Here is a 22737-nt window from a genome sequence, read left to right as displayed (position 1 = left end):
CTTCAAGGTTGGCTTGCATTGCATCGTGTTGGTTACAACCGCACCAGCGGCGGTGCGCTACGGTCCAGTGGCGCCAGCGCCTGGCGCGCCGCCGTGGCGCAGCAGCAGTCGTCCACCCACAACGCACCGTCTGCGCCTTCCACCCGTGCAATACGCCGCGCCGCCGTCGCGCCCAGTGCCGACAGCGAGGCCAGGCTCGCCGACAGCCCCTGGCCCTCGTTGGCATGCAGGCGCAGCGCACACATCCGCCACGGCTCACCGCCCAGGCGCGTGGCCAGCCGGCGCCACAGGCGCTCGGCCACGCCGCCATCGTTGACCGGCTCCGGCCGCGCGGGGAACGCCGTCACCAGCCGGTCCCAGGCCAGGAAATCGCTGTCGGGCAGCAGGTACAGGCGCCAGCAGCAGCGGCCGCGCGCGTCGGCAAAACACAGGCTTTCACGGATGCCCTCGCTGTCCATGCCCTGGCAGGCATGGGCCGACACCGCGTGCTTCCAGCCGCCCAGCTCGCTGCTGTCGGGCCGGTACAGGCACAGCACGGTGCCCAACGCCGCCAACTGCGCTGGCGATGGCAACGGTGCCGCACTGCGTGCACCGGCGAACGGACGTACGGCAGACAAGGCTCGGCTCATGGCGGCTACCAGCTCACGGCTAGGCTGGCCGACACGGTGCGGCCAGGGTTGGTGAAACGATCGGCCACGCTGCTGGTGGAAACCAGCGACGAGGTGATCCCGGAATAGTCGATGTACCTGCGGTCGCCGAGGTTGAACACCCCCACGTTGAGCTTGGCGCCCGGCGCGAAGTCCCAGTGCGCCATCAGGTCCAGCACGCCGTAACCGGCCGGGGCGAACGGCGTGGTGTTGGCCACGGCGGCCGGCGGCAGGCGGTTCTTGCGCTGGGCGAAGGTGCCCACCAGTTCCACGCCCCAGCGGTCGCGGTCGAAGGCCAGGCCCACGGTGCCGCGCAACGGGTCGATGGTCGACAACGGCACGTCTTCGGTCTTGTTCTGGCCGTGCGCCCAGGCCACCGAACCGTTCAACGACCAGCCTTCCAGCGCGCTGCTGAGCTGGCCGAACTCGACCCCGGCCTTCAGCTCGGCACCGTAGATGTCCGCATCGGCCACGTTGCGCGACTGGAACACCTGCAGGCCCTGGTTGTTGAACCCGACAAAGCCCTGCGACTCGATGAAATCCTTGTACTGGTTGTAGTAGCCGCTGACGCTTGCATACGCGGTCGCGCCGATGAAGCGCACGCCCAGTTCCAGGCCATCGCTGGTTTCCGGCTTGAGGTCGGGGTTGGGAATGGCGGTATAGCCGAACTGCACGTTGGTGAAGCCCAGGTTGACGTCATTGAACGGCGGCGAGCGGAAGCCATGTGCGTACCCGGCGAACAGCGACCACTGGTCGGCAAAGCGCCAGACCAGGCCCAGTTTCGGCGACACGCTGGTCTTGGTCAGGTCCGACACGGCCACGCCGGGGTTGTCGGTAGCGAAGATGCCATCGGTTTCCGGGCGCAGTTCGTAATGGTCCACGCGCACGCCGGGCACCAGTGACAGGCGTCCATCGGCGAAGCGCATTTCATCCTGCACGTACAGGCCCAGCTCGGTGGTCCTGCTGATCGGGAAGTCGCGTACCGGGAAGGTGTCGGGCACGATCGTGGTGCTGACCTGGCCCTTGGCATTGACCTGGAAGCCATCGCGCTTCTGGTGGGTGTCGGTCCAGGTGCCTTCCAGCCCGTAGGTCAGCGCATGCTCGACCGAACCGGTCTGCAGGTTCTTGTGGAACACCGCCTGCAAGCCATACACGCGCTGGTCGAAGTTGAATTCACGCTCGCGGCGGCTGGCGTTGTCGCCGCTGCCACGGTTTTCATACGTGCGCTGGGTGGTTTCGCTGTCCTGCCGGTATACCTGCCAGGACAGGTCATCGGCAAAGCCCTGGCCCAGGTTGTCCATCTCGTGGCCGAACGACACGCGGGCCCGGGTCTGGTGGTCGCGTGCCTTCATCGCGGTAGTGGTGGTGGCAGCGACGACGGCGGCGGGCGGCGCCACCGACGACAGCACGTCGGTGTCCACGCTGTCCTCGTTGCCTTCCACGGTCAGCTTGAAGCGCTGGTCCTGGCTGGGCGCAAAGACCAGTTTGGCCAGCACGCTGCGGCCGTCGCGGTCCTGCGGGTTGGCAGCGGTGCGGGTGCTGTCGTTGCTGCGCCGGTCACCCATGCTCCGGGTTTCCTGGCCCTGGCGGTGGTTGACGTTGACCATGCCACTCCAGCGGTCGCCGCCGAAGGCGGTGGTGGCGCTGCCCAGCAGGCCTTGCCACTGCCCGTCGTAACCGAACTTCAGGCCGACGTAGCTGTTTTTCCCGTCGGTGAGATAGTCCGCCGGGTCCTTGGTGACGAAGGCGACCACGCCGCCAAGGGCGTCCGACCCGTACAGCGCGCTGGCGGGCCCGCGCACGATTTCCACGCGCTTGAGCGTTTCCAGGTCGGTGAAGTTGCGGTTGGCGTCGGAGAAGCTGCCGATTGCGAAGGCCTTGGGCATGGCGATGCCGTCGGTCTGGATCAGCACGCGGTTGCTGTCCAGGCCACGGATGCGGATGCCGCCCAGGCCGAACCGCGCCGGGCTGCTGGTCACCGACAGGCCCGGTTCGTAGCGCACCAGGTCCTTGAGGTCACGCACCAGGTGGTTGTCCAGCTGCTCACGATCGATTACATCGACGGTGGCGGGCACATCGCTCAGCGCGCGCGCAGTGCGCGTGGCGGTGACCTGCACGCGGTCGAACTGGCGCGCGTCGGGCGCCGCATCGGCGGCGGCATGCGCGGCCATCGGCAACGCCAGCCACAAGGCGGCGCTCAGGGCATGGGGGCGGAGATTCATGGTGGGCGGCGATCGGCTGGACGCGGATGGAGACCCCCGACCGACGCCAGCGACCCAAGCCGCTGACGAAGAATCGAGGGGGAGAGAGCTGTGGGTAACGTCATGCCCGGGAAGCCAGGTGATCGCGCGGCCGCACGCCTGGTCGCCTTCCCGCGGGGGAGGCAGGGCCGTTATTTGGTCAGGATCAACTTGTCGTTGCTGGTATGACGCAGGCGATAGAAGCGGTCGCCGTGCTGGATCAGGATTTCACGGCGGCCCTTGAGCAGGGCTTCGCTGTCGATCACTTCTTCCGGCGGGACCACACGCACCGGACGGTCGCGGAGGGTCAGCGTTTCGGGGCGCAGCAGTACAGCAGCTTGAGTGTTCATTGTCTGGACTCGTGCGAGGGGCGAGTCAAATGATAATGATTCTCAGTTGACAATCAACACCCATTCTCATCTTGATCGATGGTATTGATGATTGAATTCGATATTTCGATTCACGCAACCTATCGCAAAGATGCAAGCAACGCGCCGTCGCAAGGAATTGCGAGCACGGCCGGCGTCCGCGTCACCACCAACGGGTGGTGACCTACCGCAAGCCGAGCCCCTTGGAGGCCGGCAGGTCCTTGGGCAAAATAAAGGAGGAGGCCGCCAGGCGGCCGGGGGACATTTGCGCCAAGGGCCTGCCGGCCTCCAAGGGGCCCAAACGCTCGCGAAAGGCCGCAACGAAGACACCGCGCTGCCCCCACCAACGCCCCGCCCGCCGCTGCCCAGCTCAGGCGAAGATGGCATCCACCTGCTGCCACACCGCTGCATCCACCTGCGCCAGCAGGTCCAACGCGCCCAGATTCTCTTCCAGCTGGCCTACCCGGCTGGCGCCGAGGATCACGCTGGAGACGTTCGGATTACGCAGGCACCAGGCGATCGCCAGCTGCGCCGGCGACAGGCCCAGCCCGGTGGCCAGCGCGGTGTAGCGGCGCACCTTGTCCAGGCGCTGCCCGGCCGGGTCCAGCACCATGTCCTTCAACCAGCCCAGCTGGCCCTGGCCCAGGCGCGATTGTGCGTCCACGCCATCGTTGTACTTGCCGGTCAGCAGGCCCGACGCCAGCGGCGACCAGATCGTGGTGCCCAGGCCCGGGTCGGCGTACAGCGGCGCGTATTCCTGCTCGACCCGCTCGCGGTGCAGCAGGTTGTACTGCGGCTGCTCCATCGACGGCAGGTGCAGGTGCTGCGCGCGCGCGATGGCCACCGCTTCCTGGATCTGCGCGGCCGACCACTCCGAGGTTCCCCAGTACAGCACCTTGCCCTGCCCGATCAGCGTGTCCATGGCCTGCACGGTCTCGGCGATGGGAGTGTCCGGGTCCGGGCGGTGGCAGTAATACAGGTCCAGGTAGTCCACCCGCAGGCGCTTGAGCGCGGCGTGGCAGGCGTCGGTGACGTGCTTGCGCGACAGCCCGTGCTGGGTCGGGCGCGGCTCGTCCACCGCCCCGAAGAACACCTTGCTGGACACACAGAAGCCGTCGCGGGGCAGGCGCAGGTCGGCGATCACATCGCCCATCACCTGCTCGGCGCGACCGCGCGCGTAGCCCTCGGCGTTGTCGAAGAAATTGATCCCGTGGTCCCAGGCGCTGGCGACCAGGTTGCGGGCCTCATCGCGGCCGATCTGGTCGCCAAAGGTGACCCAGGCCCCGAAGGACAGGGCCGACAGCTTCAGGCCGGTGGATCCAAGACGCCGGTATTGCATGGGGATTCTCCTTTGCTGCAAGCCCGCAACCGGGCCGGAACGATGCCCGCCAGTGTAGCCGGGCAGAACGCGCAAACCCTTATGGATACTTGCCTGATCACGGCCGATCGGCTCGTGGACGCCGCTTTTCCTTGCCCCGCCCCTGCCACCGCTATAGGCTTCCCGTTTTTCGCGGCGCCCCAAGGGAAGTCTCATGGTCGAAGGTTTGGGCAGGATTGGCTTCGGCCTGTTCGGGTTGGTGGTGCTGATCGGCATCGCCTGGCTGTTCTCGAACAACAAGCGCGCGGTGGATTGGCGCCTGGTGGTCACCGGTATCGCGCTGCAGATCGCCTTTGCTGCGGTGGTGCTGCTGGTGCCCGGTGGCCGCGATGTGTTCGACGCGCTGGGCAAGGGCTTCGTCAAGATCCTCAGCTTCGTCAATGAAGGCTCCAGCTTCATCTTCGGCAGCCTGATGAACACCGAGCAGTTCGGTTTCATCTTCGCCTTCCAGGTGCTGCCGACCATCATCTTCTTCTCGGCGCTGATGGGGGTCATGTACCACCTCAACGTCATGCAGGGGATCGTGCGCGGCATGGCCTGGGCGATCACCAAGATCATGCGCGTGTCCGGCGCGGAAACCACCAGCGTCTGCGCCAGTGTGTTCATCGGCCAGACCGAAGCCCCGCTGACGGTGCGCCCCTACATCGCCAAGATGACCCAGTCCGAACTGATCACCATGATGATCGGCGGCATGGCGCACATCGCCGGCGGCGTGCTGGCCGCCTACGTGGGCATGCTCGGCGGCAACGATCCGGTGCAGCAGGCGTTCTACGCCAAGCATCTGCTGGCCGCCAGCATCATGGCCGCCCCGGCAACCCTGGTGGTGGCCAAGCTGCTGGTGCCCGAAACCGGTACCCCGCTCACCCGCGGCACGGTCAAGATGGAAGTGGAGAAGACCTCCAGCAACATCATCGACGCGGCCGCCGCCGGTGCCGGTGACGGCCTCAAGCTGGCGCTGAACATCGGCGCGATGCTGCTGGCCTTCATCGCCCTGATCGCCCTGCTCAACGCCCCGCTGACCTGGCTGGGCGAAGTGAGCGGCCTGCAGGCCGTGATCGGTCGCCCGACCGACCTGTCGACCCTGTTCGGCTACGTGCTGGCCCCGATCGCCTGGGTGATCGGTACGCCGTGGGCCGATGCCACCACGGTGGGCTCGCTGATCGGCCAGAAAGTGGTCATCAACGAGTTCGTGGCGTACTCGGAGCTGTCCAAGATCGTCAACGGCCAGGTGCCGGGGATGAGCCTGTCCTCCGAAGGCCGCCTGATCGCCACGTACGCGCTGTGCGGTTTCGCCAATTTCAGCTCGATCGCCATCCAGATCGGTGGTATTGGTGGACTGGCCCCGGAACGTCGCCACGACCTGGCCAAGTTCGGCCTGCGCGCGGTGCTTGGCGGTACCATCGCCACCTTCATGACGGCGACCATCGCCGGCGTGCTGACCCATTTCAGCTGATATCCGCTCCCTGAGAAGCAGTATTTATGAGTAACACTGTCGTCGTTGTCGGTTCTTTCAATGTGGATCATGTCTGGCGTTGCGAGTCGCTCCCGGCCCCGGGTGCGACCATTGCCGGCCGCTACAGCACCGGTCCCGGCGGCAAGGGTTTCAACCAGGCCGTGGCGGCCCGCCGTGCCGGTGCGGCCACCACGTTCCTGTGCGCGCTGGGCGATGACGCTGGCGGTGCGATGGCGCGCGGGCTGGCCGCACAGGACCGTTTCACGCTGACCGCCGAGGCCAGCAGCGAGCCGACCGGCACCGGCGGCATCTATGTGGATGCGCGTGGCCGCAATACCATCGTGATCGGCCCGGGGGCCAATGCGGCGCTGAGCGTGGACTTCGTCCAGGCCCAGCGCGACGCGCTGGGCGGCGCCAAGGTGGTGCTGGCCCAGCTGGAATCGCCGGTGGAAACCATCGAAGCCGCCTTGGCGATCGCCCGTGAGGGCGGTGCCATCACCGTGCTCAACGCCGCACCGGCCGATGCCCCCTCCAGCATCGGCCTGCTCAAGCTGGCCGATGTGCTGACGCCCAACGAGACCGAGTTCGCCGCCCTGCTCGGCCGCCATGTCGGCGAGCGCGTGGATGCCGACGACGTTGCCGCACTCGACGGTGCCAGCCTGCACGCACTGTGCCGCAAGCTGACCGGCACCGGCACGGTGGTGGTCACGCTCGGTGCGGTGGGCGTGTTCGTGTCGCACGCCGAAGAAACCCTGCGCGGTGACACCCAGCCGTACTACCGGGTGGGCGCCGAACAGGTCCAGGTGCTGGACACCACCGGTGCCGGCGACGCCTTCAACGGCGCCCTGTGCGCCTCGATCGCGCAGGACCCGGAAGCGGCCTTCATCCGCCACGTGCGCTTTGCCAACCAGTTCGCCGGCCGCTCCACCGAGAAGGAAGGCGCCGCCGTGGCGATGCCGCACTTCACCCCGGCAGACGCCGCCACGGCCTGATCGTCTCCACAAAGTTGACCCACCCCACGTAGAGCCGACCGTTGGTCGGCTGCGGTGTAGAGCCGACCGTTGGTCGGCTGCGGTGTAGAGCCGACCGTTGGTCGGCTGCGGTCTGTCCTCTGGTGTCCACGGCAGCCGACCAACGGTCGGCTCTACGTGGCGTTTGCCTTGAGCACCGACGCACTGATCCACAGCGCCAGCCCCCCGACCAGCAGTCCGGCAAGCACGTCCAGCAGATCATGCTGCCAGGTGGTCAGGGTCGACAGCAGGATCAGGCCACAGGCGCCATGCCACAGCCAGCGCAACGCCGCGGCATCGGCCTGCAACCAGCGCCGCCATGCCTGCCACACCAGCACCAGCACGGCGGCATGCAGCGACGGGGCCATGTTGAACGGTGCCTCGAACGCCCGCAGTTGTGCGAACAGCAACCCGCTTGCGCCATCGGGCTGCGGCAACAACCGAATATTGCCGGTCGGCCAGCACACGAAGGCAAGCATGCAGCCGGCCTGCACCAGGGCGATGGCAAGCGCATGGCGGCGCAACGCCGATCGGGTCGGGCAGATGAAGAAGGTCAGCGGGTAAAGCAGGTTCAGCGCCAGGTAGGGCCAGATCGTCCAGGCCCAGAACGGGATCGCATCGTCCCAGCGCCCGTGCAGGCTGTAGGTCTGGGCCTGGCTGGCGGCCCACTGGTTGCTCCAGCTATAGCCATGGATGAACATCGCGCCGAGCAGCAGCATCCACAACAGGGCTTCGCGCCAGGGCGGCTGGGGGACCGAAGCGTTGGCGACAGAGGGTGCAGGCACGCGCGCACCGTAGCAGAACGTGGCGAACCTGTTTGCCGTTATCCTTGCGTTCCGGCGGATGCATGGACCAGGCACGGTGGCAGCAGCAGGTAATCAGGAACAAGCATGCCCGCCGGCTGGCCAGCAGCGCTGGACGCGCAACCCGGCCTGGGCCTTGTTCTCGCAGACGCATGTGCAGCGCCAGCTGCTGCTGGTGTCCGGTGGCGCCGACGAGGTGTATGTGGTCGATGAGGCCGATACCCCGACGGTTGTCGAACGGGTGCTTGACCACTGGCGGAACGACACCCTGCCGCTATTGCAGGACGATGCCGAATGCGGCCCGGCGGTCCGCCAGTTGATCCGCCTCGGCGTGCTGGTGCCGCTGCAGGCCGTGCACCGGGTACGACGCTATGCACTGGCGTGGCTGGGCGAACCGCTGCCCGGATTGGCCGACGCCTTCGACCGTCATGCCAGCGCGGATCTGCAGCGCGTCGATGCCGCCGCCGATGCCGACCTGCTGGTGCTGGTCCGGCATGGGCTCGGCTGGGAAGAGGCACTGGCCCGCTACCGCACACAGATGCCGGCACAACCGCATCTGCTGCTGGACCTCAGCTATCACCACACGCTCGCGCTCGGCCCGTACGTGGTGCCCGGCCAGAGTGCCTGCGTGTATTGCCTCGGCAACCGGGTGCTGCGCCGTTGGGGCGACGCGGCGGTGCCGGCGATGCCGGCGGTCGCCGCGCAGCCGGCACGGATTGCAGCGCTGGTCGCGCCTTTGCTGGATCAGCCGCCGCTGTTGCTGGGCTATCTCGAACGCAGCGTCTGGCTCGACCTGGATCGCCTGCACGGCGAGCGCGACCGGGTGCTGCGGCTACCCTGGTGCCCCGCCTGCCAGAGCGGTGAGGCGTTGCTGCCGCCGCCGCTGTCGTTGCCCTGGTGATCCGGGCTGGCGCTATAGTGGGCCTCACGCACCGGGTGTCTGCGCATCCGTCAATGGAGTGACCGAATGTATCGCCTGCCTACCCAGTTCGATGCCAGTGCCTCGCGCCAGGATCTTGCCGCGGCAGGCGGCGGCTCGACGTCGACCACCTGCAGTTCCTGCGTCGTCACCCTGATCGGCAGCTCGGTGCTGTCGGCGGTGGTACTCAGCTCGCTGGTACCGGTAGCGCCCGCCACGGCCGATACCGGCGATAGCGACACCGGCGTTCGCGCCCAGCCGCCTGCGTCGCTGCAGGAACCGCCCATCGTGCCGGATCCGGACCTGCCAGAGGCAGCCACACCCGTAGTGCCGGTGGCCGGACTGAGCCGCACGGCACGGCTGCTGCTGGGACTGTTCGCCTTGCCGCTGGCAGCGCTCGGCGGTGGCATTTTCATCGGCATCGGCAGCTCGATATTCGGCCTGTTCGTCGCCGTCGGGGTGTTTGTCGGTATCTACGCCATCGTCTACGAGCGCTCGGGGCGGCCGCTCGGGCGCGGCATCGGTATCGGCATCGCGCTGCTGCTGGGCCTGTTTGCCGCCAGCGCGCTGGAGATGATGCTCTGGCTGAGCGTGATGAAATGAGCCACGCCGCCGTGAAGGCGGCGGCGCCGGAAACCCCCACGCTGTCTTCGCACCTGCTGCATGGCGCGGCGCGTCCGCGCTGCGGTCTGGTGCGCCCGGCGCAGCCGATCCAGGCCAGCGCCTGCGATGCCACCGGCCCGTTGTTCGAGGGACGGCCGGTGCACAATGCCGCCACCCCGGCCGACCCGGCCAATCCCTGGCAGAGCGTCTCAGGCGCGGTTGCCCTGGACGCCGATGCGGCCGCTGACGGCGCGGTCGCCGAGGCGCTGGAGCGACTGGCGGCGGCGCAGGCGGGGTTCGAGGTGCGTCGGCGTGATGCGCTGACGCCCGCACAACGCCTGGACGAATCGGCCTTCGCCTTGTTCTCGGCCAGCCAGCGCGCAACACCGGGCTTTCCGTGGCCAATGCCCGAACACGACGACGACCTGTTCGCGGCGGTGCATGCGCTGGATGACAACCGGGTGGCCTGGGTGCCGCAGGAACTGGTCGGGCTGGGGCCGCGCAGCGGCCAGGCGCGATTGCCATCGACGTCCAGTGGGCTGGCGGCCTGGCGTGATGGCCGCGATGGCGCCTGGCTGGCGCTGCTGCGCGCGGCTCAGGAACTGCTCGAACGCGATGCGCTGGCGGTGACCTGGCTCAATGGCGTGGCCGGTCGGCGCATCGCGCTGCCGGCGCAATGGCACGCCCATGTACGCGAGCGCGGTGGGCAACTGCAGGCCTTCGACCTGACCCAGCAATGGAACCCGCACCCGGTGATCGCGGTCGCTGGCGGCATCCCGTTTGAAGGCCGCCCCCGACACGTACTCGGCATCGCCTGCCGCGCCGATCCGGGCGAGGCGCTGCACAAGGCGCTGCTGGAATGGCAGCAGGCGCTGACCTTTGCCGCGCATCTATGTGGCCGCCAAAGCGACCGGCTTCCGCGCGAACCGTCCGCGCTGCGCAGCTTCGACGAACATGCCGCGTTCTACACCCTGCGCCCGGAACTGTGGCCACAACTGCCGCTGCTGCGGGATGCGGGCGACAGCACGTTGCAGCTGCCTGCGCCGGGCTGCGCGGTCCGCCCCCCGGCGCAGCGCGCGATCAGCGAGCTGGATCTGCTGCGGCGCCGGCTGGGCAGTGCCGGTATCGCGCTGTACTACCGCGAGTTGACCACCACCGATGTAGCCGCGGCCGGGCTGCGGGTGATGCGGGTGCTGTCGCCGCAACTCAGTGGCCTGCATGCCGACGAGCGTGCGCCGTTTCTCGGCGGCCGCTGCCGGGACGTGGCATGGCGTTATCCCGGGGTGCCGCACAGCGGCGACGTCCCCAATCCTTTTCCGCATCCATTGGGCTGATCCACGAGGACCGCATGCCGTCACCGCCTCCCCCTTGGCAGGATGCCCCGCTGTTCCATCTGTTCTGGCACAACGGCGAGCTCAATCCTGCGCGCGCCACAGTGATGGGCACGCGCATCGCCGAAGATGCCGCACGCGCCTGGTCGCCGCCGCGGCCGTTGCATGCGGCCGCCGGCATCGCCCTGCCGGACCCGGTACAACCCGGCGACGCCTTGGCGCGGCGCCACAGCGGCCGTCGTTTCGGTGACGCACGCTGGGGCGCGCGCGAACTGGGGCGCGTGCTGGCCCCGCTGCGTGCGCGACCCGGCGACAGTGACACGCGGCGCCTGCCTTCCGGGGGTGCCAAGTACCCGATCCAGGCCTATGTCGCGTTGTACGGCGCCGACGATGCGCTCGGCGCAGACCCGGGCATCCATTGGTACGACCCGCTCGACCATGCGCTGGTGCCGGTGGCGCCCTGCCCGGCGTGGCCGGCGCTGTCCAGGCTGCTCGGCGTGGAGTGGCCGGAACGGCCGGCGGCCGTGCTGTTCCTGATCGCCGAGCCGGCCGGCACCCTGGCCAAGTACGGCGAGCGTGGTGGCCGCTTCGTGTTGATCGAAGCCGGGGTCTGGCTGGGCGCGCTGGGGCAGGAAGTGGCGGCGATGAATGCCGCCGGCTGCGCGATCGGCTCCTTCGAGGATGCCGCCGTACTGGCCCTGCTCGGGCTCGACCCGCGGCGGCATCTGGCCGTGCTGGCCTATGCCTGTGGTCCGGCGCCTTGAACTAGCGCCGGGGCAACGGCAGCCGACCAACGGTCGGCTCTACGGGGTGTGTGAGCCCTCCAGCAGCCGACCCACGGTCGGCGCCACGGGGCGGGGCAGCCGTCCAGCATGGTGTGTCGCTGGGGGCGGTGGAAGCCATCCTCAAGCATATGCTCATGACCTGAGCGCATCAGGGCCTTCCCGATGGGTCTGAACAGGGCACCGCCCAGCCCGGCCGGCCCCTGCCCCGGCGCTCTACAATGCGCGCATGCAGATTGGCCCCTACAACATCCAGCCCAACGTGGTGCTGGCGCCGATGGCCGGTGTCACCGACAAGCCCTTCCGCCTGCTGTGCAAACAGCTGGGCGCGGGGCTGGCTGCTTCGGAGATGACCATCTCCGACCCGCGCTTCTGGAACACCCGCAAATCGATCCACCGCATGGACCATGCCGGCGAACCGGACCCGATCAGCGTGCAGATCGCCGGCACCGAGCCGCAGCAACTGGCCGAGGCAGCGCGCTACAACGTCGACCACGGCGCGCAGATCATCGACATCAACATGGGCTGCCCGGCCAAGAAGGTCTGCAATGCGTGGGCCGGTTCGGCGCTGATGCGCGATGAAGACCTGGTGGCGCGCATCCTGACCGCGGTGGTCAGCGCCGTCGACGTGCCGGTCACGCTGAAGATCCGTACCGGCTGGGATGGCGACCATCGCAACGGCCCGCGCATCGCCCACATCGCCGAGGACAGCGGCATCGCCGCGCTGGCCGTGCATGGCCGCACCCGGGACCAGCATTACACCGGCCGCGCCGAGTACGAAACCATCGCTGCGATCAAGGCCGCGCTGCGCATTCCCGTACTCGCCAACGGCGATATCGACTCACCGCAGAAAGCCGCGCAGGTGCTGGCCGACACCGGCGTGGACGCGGTGATGATCGGCCGCGCCGCGCAGGGCCGGCCATGGATCTTCCGCGAGGTGGCGCATTACCTGGCCACCGGCGAGCTGCTGCCGCCGCCGTCGTTGCTGGAGGTCCGCGACATCCTGCTCGGCCACCTGCACGCCCTGCACGATTTCTACGGTGAGCCGCAGGGCGTGCGCATCGCGCGCAAGCACCTGGGCTGGTACGCCAAGGACCGTCCGGAGAACGCCGCGTTCCGCGCGGTGGTCAACCGTGCCGAAGACCCGGCCAGCCAGATCGCGCTGACCACCGACTACTTCGACCGTCTCGCTGCCGGCGAACCGTTGTCATCCCACTCCCCTGTCGCCGAGCCATGCTCGACGGCCCCATGATCCCTCGAGCCGCGCTCGCCCCTCTCTGACTACGCCGCCATGACCCCGCCGATTACCGCACCCACCTATCTCCACGGCTTCTCGGACACCGAACAGCACCGCCTGGTCACCCAGGCCCGTCTGTTTGAATCGAGCATCTTCGGCAGCATCGACTACAGCAGTGCGCAGCGCCTGCTGGAAGTGGGCAGCGGCGTGGGTGCACAGACCGAGATCCTGCTGCGCCGCTTTCCCGACCTGCATGTCACCGGGGTGGACCTGAGCGAGGCGCAGCTGGCCACCGCACGCGGAAACCTGGAAAAGACCCCCTGGTGCAGCGAGCGTTACACCCTGCTGCAGGCCGATGCCGGCGACCTGCCGTTCGGCGCCCGCCAGTTCGATTCGGCCTTCCTGTGCTGGGTGCTCGAACACGTGCCCTCGCCCGCCCGCGTCCTCAGCGAAGTGCGCCGGGTACTGGCACCGGGCTCGCCGGTCTACATCACCGAGGTGATGAACGCATCGTTCCTGCTCGACCCGTATTCGCCGCACATCTGGCGCTACTGGATGGCCTTCAACGATTTCCAGTACGACCACGGCGGCGATCCGTTCGTCGGTGCCAAGCTGGGCAACCTGCTGTTGGCCGGTGGCTTCCGCGACGTGCATACCGAGATCAAGACCATCCACCTGGACAACCGCGAACCGGCCCGGCGCAAAACCATGATCGCGTTCTGGGAGCAACTGCTGCTGTCGGCGGCCGACCCCTTGCTGGAGGCAGGGTTGGTCGACCAGGACACCGTGGACGGCATGCGCCGCGAATTCGGCCTGGTCCAGAACGACCCCAACGCAGTGTTCTTCTTCTCGTTCGTACAGGCCCGCGCCACGGTCTATTAGTAGCGCCGGGCTCTGCCCGGCTGCGCTGATTGTTCTTTCCGGCTCTGCCCGGCGGCTTCCTGCCGGTTTGTCGCCGGCTGTAGCCAAGCGGTTAGAATGGACGACAGGTTGGTGCCCAGGAAGGCGCGCGCCAGATCCTCGCCGTGCTGCCACCGTCGCCGTGGCGCATTGCGTTCTGCGCCCGACGGGAGACCAAATGAAAGAACGCGCGTTGACCGGGGATGTCCGGTTGCCCCGGCCCCTCCATGACGGCGGCCTGTTGAGCGGGCTTGATCCCCGCCACGCCCGCCTCTGCATGGCCGTCATCGCGCTGTTGTGCCTCCTGTATGTCGGCTTCGCCCTGACCCCGTCCTCGTACGCCCTGGCCAGTGAGTACCTGGGGCTGGCGCCGATTGAGCCCCTGTTGGGCAGGGCGCGCGGCATCCGCATGGACGAGTGGATGGTGTACACACCCTATGTGCAGATCGCCGTGGCCAACGATTTCGGCCCGACCAATGCTTATTCGCCGTACCACGAGACCTTGCGCTCGTTCCAGGCATTGCCATTGCTGGACTGGGGGCTGGCGTTCAAGCCCTATCACTGGGCATTTTTCCTGCTACCGCCGGCCAACGCGTACTCCTTCTTTTTCATGTTCATGGCCATGGCCTTCCTGTGCGGCTGGGCGCTGTTCCTGCGCCAGCTACGGCTGCCACCGCTGGCGGCCGTGCTGATCGCACTCACGCTGTACTTCTCGCCCTACGTCCAGGTGTGGTGGACCAGCAACGCTGGCGCATTTGCGCTGGCCCCGTGGGCGGCAGTGGCCTGGCTGCGGATCGACAATCGCGTTTTGCGCATCCTGGCCAGTGCCTACGCACTGGTGGTCTGGCTGCTCGCCGTGGCCTACCCGCCCTTCATCATTTCCGCCCTGCTGGCCATGGCCGTGCTGGTCCTGGCTGTGCGCCGCGATGCGCTGTCGCTGCCCCGCCTGTTGGACGCCGTACTGGCCGGTGCACTCGCGCTTGCGGTGTTCCTCGGCTACTTCCATGAAGCGATCGAGGTGATACGCAACACGGTCTATCCCGGGCACCGCGAAAGCGCGGGCGGCGGCGTCAGCTGGATCACGCTGGTGGCGCATGCGTTTCCCAACCTGATGACCCGGGGCTTTTATCCGCTGCCTGCATTCGACTACTCCAATGCCTGCGAGATCGCGGTGCTGGGCAGCCTGCTGCCGCTGTTCACCGCAGTACTGGCCGACTGGCCCCAGGTGGCCCGCCGGGGCCGCGCCAATCGCCTGTCCTTGGCTCTGTTCGCAGGCGGCTTCGGCCTGATCGCCTGCTGGATCTTCCTGCCGGTTCCGCTGGTCGTCGGCAAGCTGACCGGGCTGTCCATGCTGCCCCCGAGCCGGGCGGTGCTGGCCTTCGGCCTGCTGCTCAACATCGGCTGCGCAATGGTGCTGGTGCAGGGCGGCACGCGCTTCACCCGCAACCGCCTGCTGTTGCTGGCCGCCTTGCTGGTGGCCGGCAGCCTGGCCAAGTTCGCCTTCGGCCAAGGCAGCTTCAGCCGCCTGCATACCACCGCCGATGCCTGGCCACTGGTGTGCGTGGGCATACTGGCCTTCTGCGCACGGCGGCCGCGACTGGCCGCGCATCCGGCAGCCTTGGTGCTGGCCGTGGCCACGTTGGGCAACCTGCTGATCAACGGCCTGTTCAATCCAGTGCAGTCGGCACAGCCGATCTTCGCCATGGACCATACCGCCGTGCTCCAGTCCATACAGGCCAAGGGTGCACAGCAGGCAGCGGACGGTTCCTGGGTAATGGAAGGGCGCTACGGAGCGATGTTGTCCGGCATCGGCATTCCGGCGGTCAATCACACGCTTTACTTTCCGCAGCTGGAATATTTCCGCAAGCGCTTCCCGACAATGCCCGAGGAAGCCTTCAACACCACCTTCAACCGCTACCACCACGTGATGGTCAGCGATGTGGTCGAGCCCATCTCCCGCCACGCCGACCTGGTGGAAGTGCCCGCCGCGGCAATGCTGGCAGCGCCTGCACCCTACGCTGATGCCCCCCTGGCAGACGGCGCCCAGCCCTCGGTGCCGCAATGAGAACCGCGTCCGTGTCCCCTACCGCCAGCGTCACCAGCGTGCCGAAGATCGCCGTCATCATTCCCTGCTACAAGGTCACCCACCATGTCCTTGGCGTGCTGGCAGCGATCGATGGGTCCGTGACCGCGATCTACTGCATCGATGATGCCTGCCCGGATGGCAGCGGCAGGCTGATCCAGAACACCACGGCCGACCCGCGCATCTCGGTGCTGTTCCATGCGCAGAACCGTGGCGTGGGCGGTGCGATCAAGACCGGTTATCGGGCCGCCATCGCCGACGGCATGGATATCCTGGTCAAGGTCGACGGAGACGGCCAGATGGATCCCGCACTGTTGATGGACTTCGTCGCGCCCATCGCCGACGGCAGTGCCGATTACACCAAAGGCAACCGCTTCTGGAACCTCAGCCATATCCGACGCATGCCGCTGGTGCGGCGCGTGGGCAATCTGATGCTGTCGTTCATGACCAAGGCCTCGTCCGGCTACTGGCAGGTGTTCGATCCGACCAACGGCTACACCGCCATCCACGCCAAGGTAGCCAGCCACCTCCGGCTGGATGCGATCAGTGATCGCTACTTCTTCGAGACCGACATGCTGTTCCGGCTCAATACCATCCGCGCCGTGGTCCAGGACGTGGCCATGGACGCGCGCTATGCCGATGAAACCAGCAACCTGCGCATCAGCCGGATCGTGGGTGAGTTCGCCTTCAAGCATGCCCGCAACACGCTCAAGCGCATCGGCTACAACTACTTCCTACGCGACCTGTCGATCGCCTCGCTGGAACTGATCGCCGGCATCGGCCTGCTCGCGTTCGGCAGCGCCTTCGGCCTGTATCACTGGGTCGCCTCGGCGTCAGCGAACATCGCCACACCGGTCGGCACCCTCATGATCGTGATGGTGGCGCTGATCTCCGGGCTGCAGTTCCTGTTGGCGTTTGCCGGCTTCGATATCGCCAACGCGCCGCGCCAGATCCTGCACCGCTCCATCACCGTCAACCGCGCGCTGCCGCCACCGCGGTGACGCACCCGCTGCAGGCCAGGGTTACTGCGCCGCCTGCAGGGCAGGGGTGGGCTGCTGCCAGATCCGTTCCCACATCCCGGCAAACCGGCGCTTGAGCTGTGCCCTGCCCTGCTCGCCTGCATAGGCCGGCCGTACCTGCTCGGGCGTGATCGCCGCCCAGCCCGCGCCGTCGGTACGTGCCACTGCGAAGGTAAAGGTGTAGTCCGGTTCCAACCCCATGCGCAGGTCGCTCAACTGCAGGCGACCATCCACCACCTGGGCGCGCATGAAGCCGCGGTTGAACCACAGCAGCCGCTGCACGGCGGGAATCCCCGCCAGCTCGGCCTGGCGCAGCGCCTGCACGTTGGATGGATGGCCTTCAAAGGTCATCGGGCCACGGTCGGCCACTACCGAACGTTCGCCGATGACGTAGCCGCTGGGGGTCATCGCCACTACCTGCCACAACAGCGTGTTGAACGGTGTGGCCACCGAGAACCGCGGCGCATCGGCCAGGCCCATCGCCGCCAGTGCGCGGTCGGCCTCCCGCTCCACCGTGTGCTTGGCCAGCAGCGACCAGCCCAGGTAACCGCAACTGAGCACCAGCCCGGCCACCAGTGCTTTCTGCGCCACCGGGCGAGCGCGTGCAAACCAGGCCACTGCGCAACCGAGCAGCAGCCACACGGTGTACAGCGGGTCGATGATGAACACACTGGACCACATCGTCGGTGCGGGCGTGAACGGCCACCACAGCTGCGTGCCGTACACGGTGAACGCATCCAGCAACGGATGGGTGACCAGCGCCAGCTGGATCGCCCAGAACCAGCGCCCCGGTGCCTGCGCGACCCGGCCATGGCCATGCCGTTTGAACAGCCACCAGATCAGCGCGGCCACCCACGGCAGGACCAGCAGCGAATGGCTGTAGCTGCGATGTTCGGTCATCACCCCCACCGGATCGGCGGTGGTGAATGCCAGCAGCAACGCGTCCAGGTCCGGCAACGTGCCCAGCGCGGCACCGGCCAACAGGGCCGCGCGTCGGTGCCCGGCGGGGGCGATGGCGGCAGCGACAGCACCGCCCAGTACGATCTGGGTAAAGGAGTCCATCGGCCGATGCTAGCAGCCGTGCCGCGCCACTGTCTGCGGGCGGGTCCTGTGCCGGTGGTGTCAGCGACCGCCGCTCAGGCAACCGCGGCAAGGTCGGCCTGGCCCGGCAGCTGCGCCAACGTGCGGCCGCCGTGGTCCAGCAGCCGCAGGCAGCCATCGTGATCCTCGGCGATGGCCGTCAGGCTCTCCACCCAATCGCCATCGTTGGCGTAGATCAGCCCATCGCGCTGGAGCAGCGCGGCGCGGTGGATGTGCCCGCAGATGATGCCGTCCAGGCCGCGCCGGCGCACATCGTCCAGACCGGCCTGGACGAAGCGTTCGATGTAACGCTCTGCCGCGCTGCTGCGCTTCTTCAGGAATTCCGACAGCGACCAGTAGCGCATGCCGAGCCGTCGCCGCAGCGCATTGAACAGGTGGTTGCCGGTGAGGATGCGGTAATACAGCCAGTCGCCGAACTTTTCCTGCAGGCCCCCGAAGTGGGTGACGCCGTCGTAGTCATCGCCGTGGGCGACCAGCAACCGGCGGCCGTCGGCGGTGACGTGGATGGCGCGCCGTCGCACCTGCATCGCCGGCAACATCAGCCCGCATACCTGGCGCAGCGACGCATCGTGGTTGCCGGGGATGTAGATGATCTCGGTACCGGCGCGACGCAGCGCATGCAGGGCCTGGATCACCTCGCTGTGGGCCTTGCCCCAGTTGGCACGGCGCTGCGACATCCACCAGAGGTCGATGATGTCGCCCACCAGGTACAGCCGCTGGCAGCGCAGCTGGCCAAGAAAGCGCGCCAGTTCGGCGGCGTGGCAATGGCGCGACCCCAGGTGGACATCGGACACGAACACGGCACGCCGATGCGGGGTCAGGCTTGCCAGCGCGCTCATGCCGGCACCGCCGCGTCGCGCAGATAGCGCTTGCGCTTGTGTGGCCGGATCGCATGCAGATCGACCTCGATCAGCCCATCGATCGAATCGCTGAAATCCGGATCTACCCCGAACGCCAGGAAACGCGCGCCACCGGGCTCGCACAGGTCGGTGTACTGGCGATACAGCGTAGGCACGCCTGCGCCGAGCGCGGCCAGGTTGGCCTTGAGCACGTCGAATGCCGCCGCCGTATCGAGCGTGCCGAAACTGGGCGGGGCCGCGAAGTACTGGAACGGCCGGTTGGATTCGACCAGCCCGGCAGCGGCGCCGTAGTAGCACTGGTAGTAGGCCACCAGCTGCTCGCGCGCGTCGCGCGGCAGCGCGGCACTGATCGATACCGCGCCGAACAGATAGCGGATACCGGGCTGGCAATGCAGGTAGGCGCCGATGCCCTGCCACAGGTAGTCCAGGCTGCGGCTGCCCCAGTAGTCGGGCACCACGAAGCTGCGGCCCAGTTCCAGGCCTTCGGCGATGCGGGTGATGGCATCGTCGGAGTAACGGAACAGCGAGGCGGTGTAGAGCCCGGCCAGGCCGCGACGCGCCAGCGCGTGGGCGCCGCGCATGATCCGGTAGGCGCCGGCGATGCGTTGCGCGGCCCCGTCCCAGATCACGATGTGCTCGTAGTGCAGATCGAAATCATCCAGGTCGCGGCTGCGCCCGGTGCCCTCGCCGACCCGGCGGAAGGTCAGCTCGCGCAGGCGCCCCAGTTCCAGCAGCAGCGGTGCGTCGGGCGTACAGCGTGCCAACAGGATCTGCTTGCCATCGGCGGTCTGCCCCAGCCGGGTCGCGGCGGCGATCGCGGCGGCAACCTGCGACGGCGGCACCGGCGCGGCCAGGGGCTCCGGCCCGCCTTCCGTGGCCGCCTCGGCCACCGGGGTGCGGCCGAGTGAGTACAGCGCCTTGCGCACCGCCAGCAGTTCAGCCTCCGCCCCGCCCTGGCCCAACCGCATCGGCGCACCGATGCGCAGCCGCAGCGGCCGGCCACGGCGGGTGAACATCTCGCGCGCCAGCAGGGCGGTACCGGCCGGCTTGAACAGCGTCGAGGCGCCATAGAACAGCGCCGAGTTGCGCGCCTCCACCCGTACTGGCAACACCGGCGCGCCGGCCGACCGCGCGAAGCGGACGAAGCCGCGCTGCCAGCGGCCGTCGCGGATCCCGCGCAGCGACAACCGCGAGACCTCACCGGCCGGGAACACGATCACGCACTGTTCGGCGGCCAGCGCCTGCTCCACCGCGTGCAGGCTGGCGCGCTGCGCTTTGCCGCCCAGCATGCGCACCGGCAGCAGCAGGTCCTGCAGCGGGCCGATCGCCGCAAGCAGGTCGTTGGCCACGATCCGCACGTCGCGGCGGATGCGGCCGACCGCGTCGAGCAGGGCCAGCGCATCGAGCGCGCCGGACGGGTGGTTGGCGACGATCAGCAGCCGGCCGGTGGCCGGGATCCGCGCCAGCGCGGCCGGGTCCACCCGGTACTGGCCATCGAGGAATTCCAGCCCGGCCGTGACGAAGGCAAAGCCGCGCAGGCTGGCGGTACGTTGCAGGAAGTCCTCGATCCGGTCCAGCCGCGACCAGCGTCCAACGCTGCGCAGCAGGGGCCGGGCAAGTTGCCCGCGACGACCGTGGAACCACTCGGGAAAGCGCTGCTGGAGGCGCTGTTCAAGGTCCTGCATGGCATGCTCCCTCCTGCCCGGCGGCCGGATTGGCCGAGAGCCTGCGCCTGGCACGCGGCAGGACGATGACCGTTGCGCGGCAACCCGATGACGGCCGTGCCGGCATGGCGCGGCGGGTGCTTCCGGCGATGTGAAGGCCTGCCAGGGGAGCGCCGGTTGTCACGCTGGTGGAACACTGGCCCCCGACGCTGGCCCTCAATCCCGTCCTGCCGGCCTCTGCGCCAGGCACATGGGCTTAACCACCGGCAACTCCGGCGGGCGCACAATGCAACAGCGCGGCTTGCCGTGTATCATTCGCACCCATCTTTCCATCCGAATCAAAGGATATTACGCCTGATGTCCAGCTACCTGTTCACCTCCGAATCGGTCTCCGAAGGCCATCCGGACAAGATTGCCGACCAGATCTCCGATGCGGTGCTGGACGCGATCCTTGCCCAGGACCAGCGCGCCCGCGTCGCGTGCGAGACCATGGTCAAGACCGGCGTGGCAATCGTGGCCGGTGAAATCACCACCAGCGCCTGGATCGACCTGGAAGCGGTGACCCGCAAGGTGATCCTGGACATCGGCTACAACAGCTCGGATGTGGGTTTCGACGGCGCCACCTGTGGCGTGCTGAACCTGATCGGCAAGCAGTCCCCGCACATCGCCCAGGGCGTTGACCGCAAGAAGCCCGAAGAAATGGGCGCCGGCGACCAGGGCCTGATGTTCGGCTATGCCACCAACGAGACCGACAGCTACATGCCGGCCGCGATCCACCTGTCGCACCGCCTGGTCGAGCAGCAGGCCAAGATCCGCAAGAAGAAGAACTCGGCACTGTCCTGGCTGCGCCCGGATGCCAAGAGCCAGGTCACCCTGCGCTATGAAAACGGCGTGGTCTCGGCCATCGACGCCGTCGTGCTGTCCACCCAGCATGCCCCCGGCGTGAAGCAGAAGGACCTCATCGAGGCCGTCCGCGAAGAGATCATCAAGCCGGTGCTGCCGGCCAAGTGGCTGCACAAGGGCACCAAGTTCCACATCAACCCGACCGGCAAGTTCGAGATCGGCGGCCCGGTGGGCGATTGCGGCCTGACCGGCCGCAAGATCATCGTCGACACCTACGGCGGCTGGGCCCGTCACGGTGGCGGCGCGTTCTCGGGCAAGGATCCGTCCAAGGTCGACCGTTCGGCGGCTTACGCGGCCCGCTACGTGGCCAAGAACGTGGTCGCCGCCGGCCTGGCCGACCGTTGCGAAGTGCAGGTCTCCTACGCCATCGGCGTGGCCGAGCCGACCTCGATCTCGGTCACCACCTTCGGCACCGGCAAGATCAGCGATGAGAAGATCGAAAAGCTGATCCGCAAGCACTTCGATCTGCGCCCGTACGGCATCATCAAGATGCTGGACCTGATCCACCCGATGTACCAGCAGACCGCCGCCTACGGCCACTTCGGCCGCAAGCCGAAGGAGTTCAGCTACCTCGACGGTGCAGGCGAAACCGTCAACGCGACCGCCTTCTCCTGGGAGAAGACCGATCGCGCCGCCGCCCTGCGTGCGGATGCGAAGCTGAAGTAGAGCCGACCGTTGGTCGGCTGGCCGCGCGTAGCGCGGCAATGATCGAAGCCTTTGACCGAAACAAAACGACGGGCCGCGAAAGCGGCCCGTCGTCGTTCGGGCACCACGCCCAGCCGACCAACGGTCGGCTCTACCGGGCGGGCAACCGGCGCTACACTGCCGCCATGCCCGAATTCAAATCCAACCAGCTGTCCATGACCGTGCTGATGTCGCCGGAGATGGCCAATTTCTCCGGCAAGGTCCATGGCGGCGCAGTGCTGCGCCTGCTCGACCAGGTCGCCTATGCCTGCGCCAGCCGCTACGCCGGCCGTTATGTGGTGACGTTGTCCGTGGACCAGGTGATGTTCCGCCAGCCGATCGCCGTGGGCGAGCTGGTCACCTTCCTGGCCTCGGTGAACTACACCGGCACCTCCTCGATGGAGATCGGGGTCAAGGTGGTGGCCGAGGACATCCTCAAGCGCAGCGTGCGCCATGCCAACAGCTGCTTCTTCACCATGGTCGCCGTGGACGAGGACGGCAAGCCCACCGCCGTTCCGCCGCTGCAGCCGGAAACCAGTGACGAACGCCGCCGCCACGCCGCCGCGCTGATCCGTCGGCAGCTGCGCGAGGAAATGGAGCAGCGGCATCTTGAACTGCTGGCCTCCAATCCGCCTACCGAGTCGTAGCGGACGGATCGTGTGTCACCACCAACGGTGGTGACCTACCGGGTGTGTTGCGACCAACGGGCCGTGACCTGCCACGTGTGTCACCACCAACGGTGGTGACCTACC

Annotated in this window: 20 protein-coding genes; 12 read left to right on the top strand and 8 right to left on the bottom strand. The window is 67.7% G+C overall.

The window, feature by feature from the left end:
* Positions 1–32 precede the first annotated feature (32 nt).
* From AC3IR9_RS03465 to AC3IR9_RS03450, 4 genes are all read right to left on the bottom strand, one after another.
* Positions 33–629, bottom strand: a complete 597-nt coding sequence (locus AC3IR9_RS03465) for a Hemin transport protein (RefSeq protein ID WP_489294073.1) — start codon at positions 627–629, stop codon at positions 33–35.
* Positions 630–634: 5 nt separating this feature from the next.
* On the bottom strand, positions 635–2869 hold the full coding sequence (locus AC3IR9_RS03460; RefSeq protein ID WP_489294071.1) for a TonB-dependent hemoglobin/transferrin/lactoferrin family receptor: 2235 nt from the start codon (positions 2867–2869) through the stop codon (positions 635–637).
* 170 nt (positions 2870–3039) lie between these two features.
* Positions 3040–3237 (bottom strand): hemin uptake protein HemP, encoded by a 198-nt coding sequence (gene hemP, locus AC3IR9_RS03455; protein ID WP_019182448.1) that lies wholly within the window; start codon positions 3235–3237, stop codon positions 3040–3042.
* Positions 3238–3625: 388 nt separating this feature from the next.
* Entirely contained in the window at positions 3626–4594 is a 969-nt protein-coding gene (locus tag AC3IR9_RS03450) for a potassium channel beta subunit family protein (RefSeq protein WP_489294069.1), read from the bottom strand.
* A 193-nt stretch (positions 4595–4787) separates the two neighbouring features.
* Between AC3IR9_RS03450 and AC3IR9_RS03445 the strand changes: the two genes are divergently transcribed.
* Positions 4788–6086 (top strand): NupC/NupG family nucleoside CNT transporter, encoded by a 1299-nt coding sequence (locus tag AC3IR9_RS03445; RefSeq protein WP_489294067.1) that lies wholly within the window; start codon positions 4788–4790, stop codon positions 6084–6086.
* 26 nt (positions 6087–6112) lie between these two features.
* Entirely contained in the window at positions 6113–7078 is a 966-nt protein-coding gene (locus tag AC3IR9_RS03440) for a ribokinase (protein ID WP_489294065.1), read from the top strand.
* 152 nt (positions 7079–7230) lie between these two features.
* Here the strand turns inward: AC3IR9_RS03440 and AC3IR9_RS03435 are convergent, their stop codons facing one another.
* Complete coding sequence (locus tag AC3IR9_RS03435; protein WP_489294064.1) at positions 7231–7881, bottom strand: phosphatase PAP2 family protein; 651 nt, start codon at positions 7879–7881, stop codon at positions 7231–7233.
* 76 nt (positions 7882–7957) lie between these two features.
* Between AC3IR9_RS03435 and AC3IR9_RS03430 the strand changes: the two genes are divergently transcribed.
* The 8 genes from AC3IR9_RS03430 (at position 7958) to AC3IR9_RS03395 (ending at position 16755) form a co-directional block, all read left to right on the top strand.
* A complete protein-coding gene (locus tag AC3IR9_RS03430; RefSeq protein ID WP_489294062.1) occupies positions 7958–8800 on the top strand; it encodes a hypothetical protein in 843 nt (280 codons plus the stop codon).
* Between the two features lie 66 nt (positions 8801–8866).
* Positions 8867–9421: a hypothetical protein gene (locus AC3IR9_RS03425; protein WP_489294060.1), complete on the top strand. Its 555-nt coding sequence runs from the start codon at positions 8867–8869 to the stop codon at positions 9419–9421.
* On the top strand, positions 9418–10755 hold the full coding sequence (locus tag AC3IR9_RS03420; RefSeq protein WP_489294059.1) for a YcaO-like family protein: 1338 nt from the start codon (positions 9418–9420) through the stop codon (positions 10753–10755). The genes AC3IR9_RS03425 and AC3IR9_RS03420 overlap by 4 nt, the downstream gene beginning before the upstream one ends.
* A gap of 14 nt (positions 10756–10769) precedes the next feature.
* Entirely contained in the window at positions 10770–11516 is a 747-nt protein-coding gene (locus AC3IR9_RS03415) for a SagB/ThcOx family dehydrogenase (protein WP_489294058.1), read from the top strand.
* A gap of 247 nt (positions 11517–11763) precedes the next feature.
* Positions 11764–12786 (top strand): tRNA dihydrouridine synthase DusB, encoded by a 1023-nt coding sequence (gene dusB / locus AC3IR9_RS03410; protein ID WP_489294057.1) that lies wholly within the window; start codon positions 11764–11766, stop codon positions 12784–12786.
* A gap of 39 nt (positions 12787–12825) precedes the next feature.
* On the top strand, positions 12826–13653 hold the full coding sequence (locus AC3IR9_RS03405) for a methyltransferase domain-containing protein (protein ID WP_489294056.1): 828 nt from the start codon (positions 12826–12828) through the stop codon (positions 13651–13653).
* 196 nt (positions 13654–13849) lie between these two features.
* Positions 13850–15736, top strand: a complete 1887-nt coding sequence (locus AC3IR9_RS03400) for a DUF7657 domain-containing protein (RefSeq protein WP_489294055.1) — start codon at positions 13850–13852, stop codon at positions 15734–15736.
* Entirely contained in the window at positions 15733–16755 is a 1023-nt protein-coding gene (locus AC3IR9_RS03395; protein ID WP_489294054.1) for a glycosyltransferase, read from the top strand. The genes AC3IR9_RS03400 and AC3IR9_RS03395 overlap by 4 nt, the downstream gene beginning before the upstream one ends.
* 21 nt (positions 16756–16776) lie before the next feature.
* Here the strand turns inward: AC3IR9_RS03395 and AC3IR9_RS03390 are convergent, their stop codons facing one another.
* From AC3IR9_RS03390 to olsF, 3 genes are all read right to left on the bottom strand, one after another.
* A complete protein-coding gene (locus AC3IR9_RS03390; RefSeq protein ID WP_489294053.1) occupies positions 16777–17835 on the bottom strand; it encodes a metal-dependent hydrolase in 1059 nt (352 codons plus the stop codon).
* A 74-nt stretch (positions 17836–17909) separates the two neighbouring features.
* Positions 17910–18713, bottom strand: a complete 804-nt coding sequence (locus AC3IR9_RS03385; RefSeq protein ID WP_489294052.1) for a UDP-2,3-diacylglucosamine diphosphatase — start codon at positions 18711–18713, stop codon at positions 17910–17912.
* Positions 18710–20419 (bottom strand): bifunctional ornithine lipid synthase OlsF, encoded by a 1710-nt coding sequence (gene olsF / locus AC3IR9_RS03380; RefSeq protein WP_489294051.1) that lies wholly within the window; start codon positions 20417–20419, stop codon positions 18710–18712. Before olsF ends, AC3IR9_RS03385 begins: the two co-directional genes overlap by 4 nt.
* A 336-nt stretch (positions 20420–20755) precedes the next feature.
* Between olsF and metK the strand changes: the two genes are divergently transcribed.
* Both metK and AC3IR9_RS03370 read left to right on the top strand, forming a co-directional pair.
* Complete coding sequence (metK, locus tag AC3IR9_RS03375; protein ID WP_489294049.1) at positions 20756–21967, top strand: methionine adenosyltransferase; 1212 nt, start codon at positions 20756–20758, stop codon at positions 21965–21967.
* 164 nt (positions 21968–22131) lie between these two features.
* Positions 22132–22632: an acyl-CoA thioesterase gene (locus AC3IR9_RS03370; protein WP_489294047.1), complete on the top strand. Its 501-nt coding sequence runs from the start codon at positions 22132–22134 to the stop codon at positions 22630–22632.
* Positions 22633–22737: the final 105 nt, after the last annotated feature.

The organism is Stenotrophomonas sp. GL_101, from assembly GCF_057835675.1.
Note: the sequence above shows the minus strand (reverse complement) of the source record. Positions and strands in the feature narration are given on the sequence as shown.

Bases quoted from the DNA above. Each gene is read 5' to 3' on its own strand.
- AC3IR9_RS03465 (WP_489294073.1), bottom strand. From the start codon at position 629: ATGAGCCGAGCCTTGTCTGCCGTACGTCCGTTCGCCGGTGCACGCAGT.
- AC3IR9_RS03460 (WP_489294071.1), bottom strand. From the start codon at position 2,869: ATGAATCTCCGCCCCCATGCCCTGAGCGCCGCCTTGTGGCTGGCGTTG.
- hemP (WP_019182448.1), bottom strand. From the start codon at position 3,237: ATGAACACTCAAGCTGCTGTACTGCTGCGCCCCGAAACGCTGACCCTC.
- AC3IR9_RS03450 (WP_489294069.1), bottom strand. From the start codon at position 4,594: ATGCAATACCGGCGTCTTGGATCCACCGGCCTGAAGCTGTCGGCCCTG.
- AC3IR9_RS03445 (WP_489294067.1), top strand. From the start codon at position 4,788: ATGGTCGAAGGTTTGGGCAGGATTGGCTTCGGCCTGTTCGGGTTGGTG.
- AC3IR9_RS03440 (WP_489294065.1), top strand. From the start codon at position 6,113: ATGAGTAACACTGTCGTCGTTGTCGGTTCTTTCAATGTGGATCATGTC.
- AC3IR9_RS03425 (WP_489294060.1), top strand. From the start codon at position 8,867: ATGTATCGCCTGCCTACCCAGTTCGATGCCAGTGCCTCGCGCCAGGAT.
- AC3IR9_RS03420 (WP_489294059.1), top strand. From the start codon at position 9,418: ATGAGCCACGCCGCCGTGAAGGCGGCGGCGCCGGAAACCCCCACGCTG.
- AC3IR9_RS03415 (WP_489294058.1), top strand. From the start codon at position 10,770: ATGCCGTCACCGCCTCCCCCTTGGCAGGATGCCCCGCTGTTCCATCTG.
- dusB (WP_489294057.1), top strand. From the start codon at position 11,764: ATGCAGATTGGCCCCTACAACATCCAGCCCAACGTGGTGCTGGCGCCG.
- AC3IR9_RS03405 (WP_489294056.1), top strand. From the start codon at position 12,826: ATGACCCCGCCGATTACCGCACCCACCTATCTCCACGGCTTCTCGGAC.
- AC3IR9_RS03400 (WP_489294055.1), top strand. From the start codon at position 13,850: ATGAAAGAACGCGCGTTGACCGGGGATGTCCGGTTGCCCCGGCCCCTC.
- AC3IR9_RS03395 (WP_489294054.1), top strand. From the start codon at position 15,733: ATGAGAACCGCGTCCGTGTCCCCTACCGCCAGCGTCACCAGCGTGCCG.
- AC3IR9_RS03390 (WP_489294053.1), bottom strand. From the start codon at position 17,835: ATGGACTCCTTTACCCAGATCGTACTGGGCGGTGCTGTCGCTGCCGCC.
- AC3IR9_RS03385 (WP_489294052.1), bottom strand. From the start codon at position 18,713: ATGAGCGCGCTGGCAAGCCTGACCCCGCATCGGCGTGCCGTGTTCGTG.
- olsF (WP_489294051.1), bottom strand. From the start codon at position 20,419: ATGCAGGACCTTGAACAGCGCCTCCAGCAGCGCTTTCCCGAGTGGTTC.
- metK (WP_489294049.1), top strand. From the start codon at position 20,756: ATGTCCAGCTACCTGTTCACCTCCGAATCGGTCTCCGAAGGCCATCCG.
- AC3IR9_RS03370 (WP_489294047.1), top strand. From the start codon at position 22,132: ATGCCCGAATTCAAATCCAACCAGCTGTCCATGACCGTGCTGATGTCG.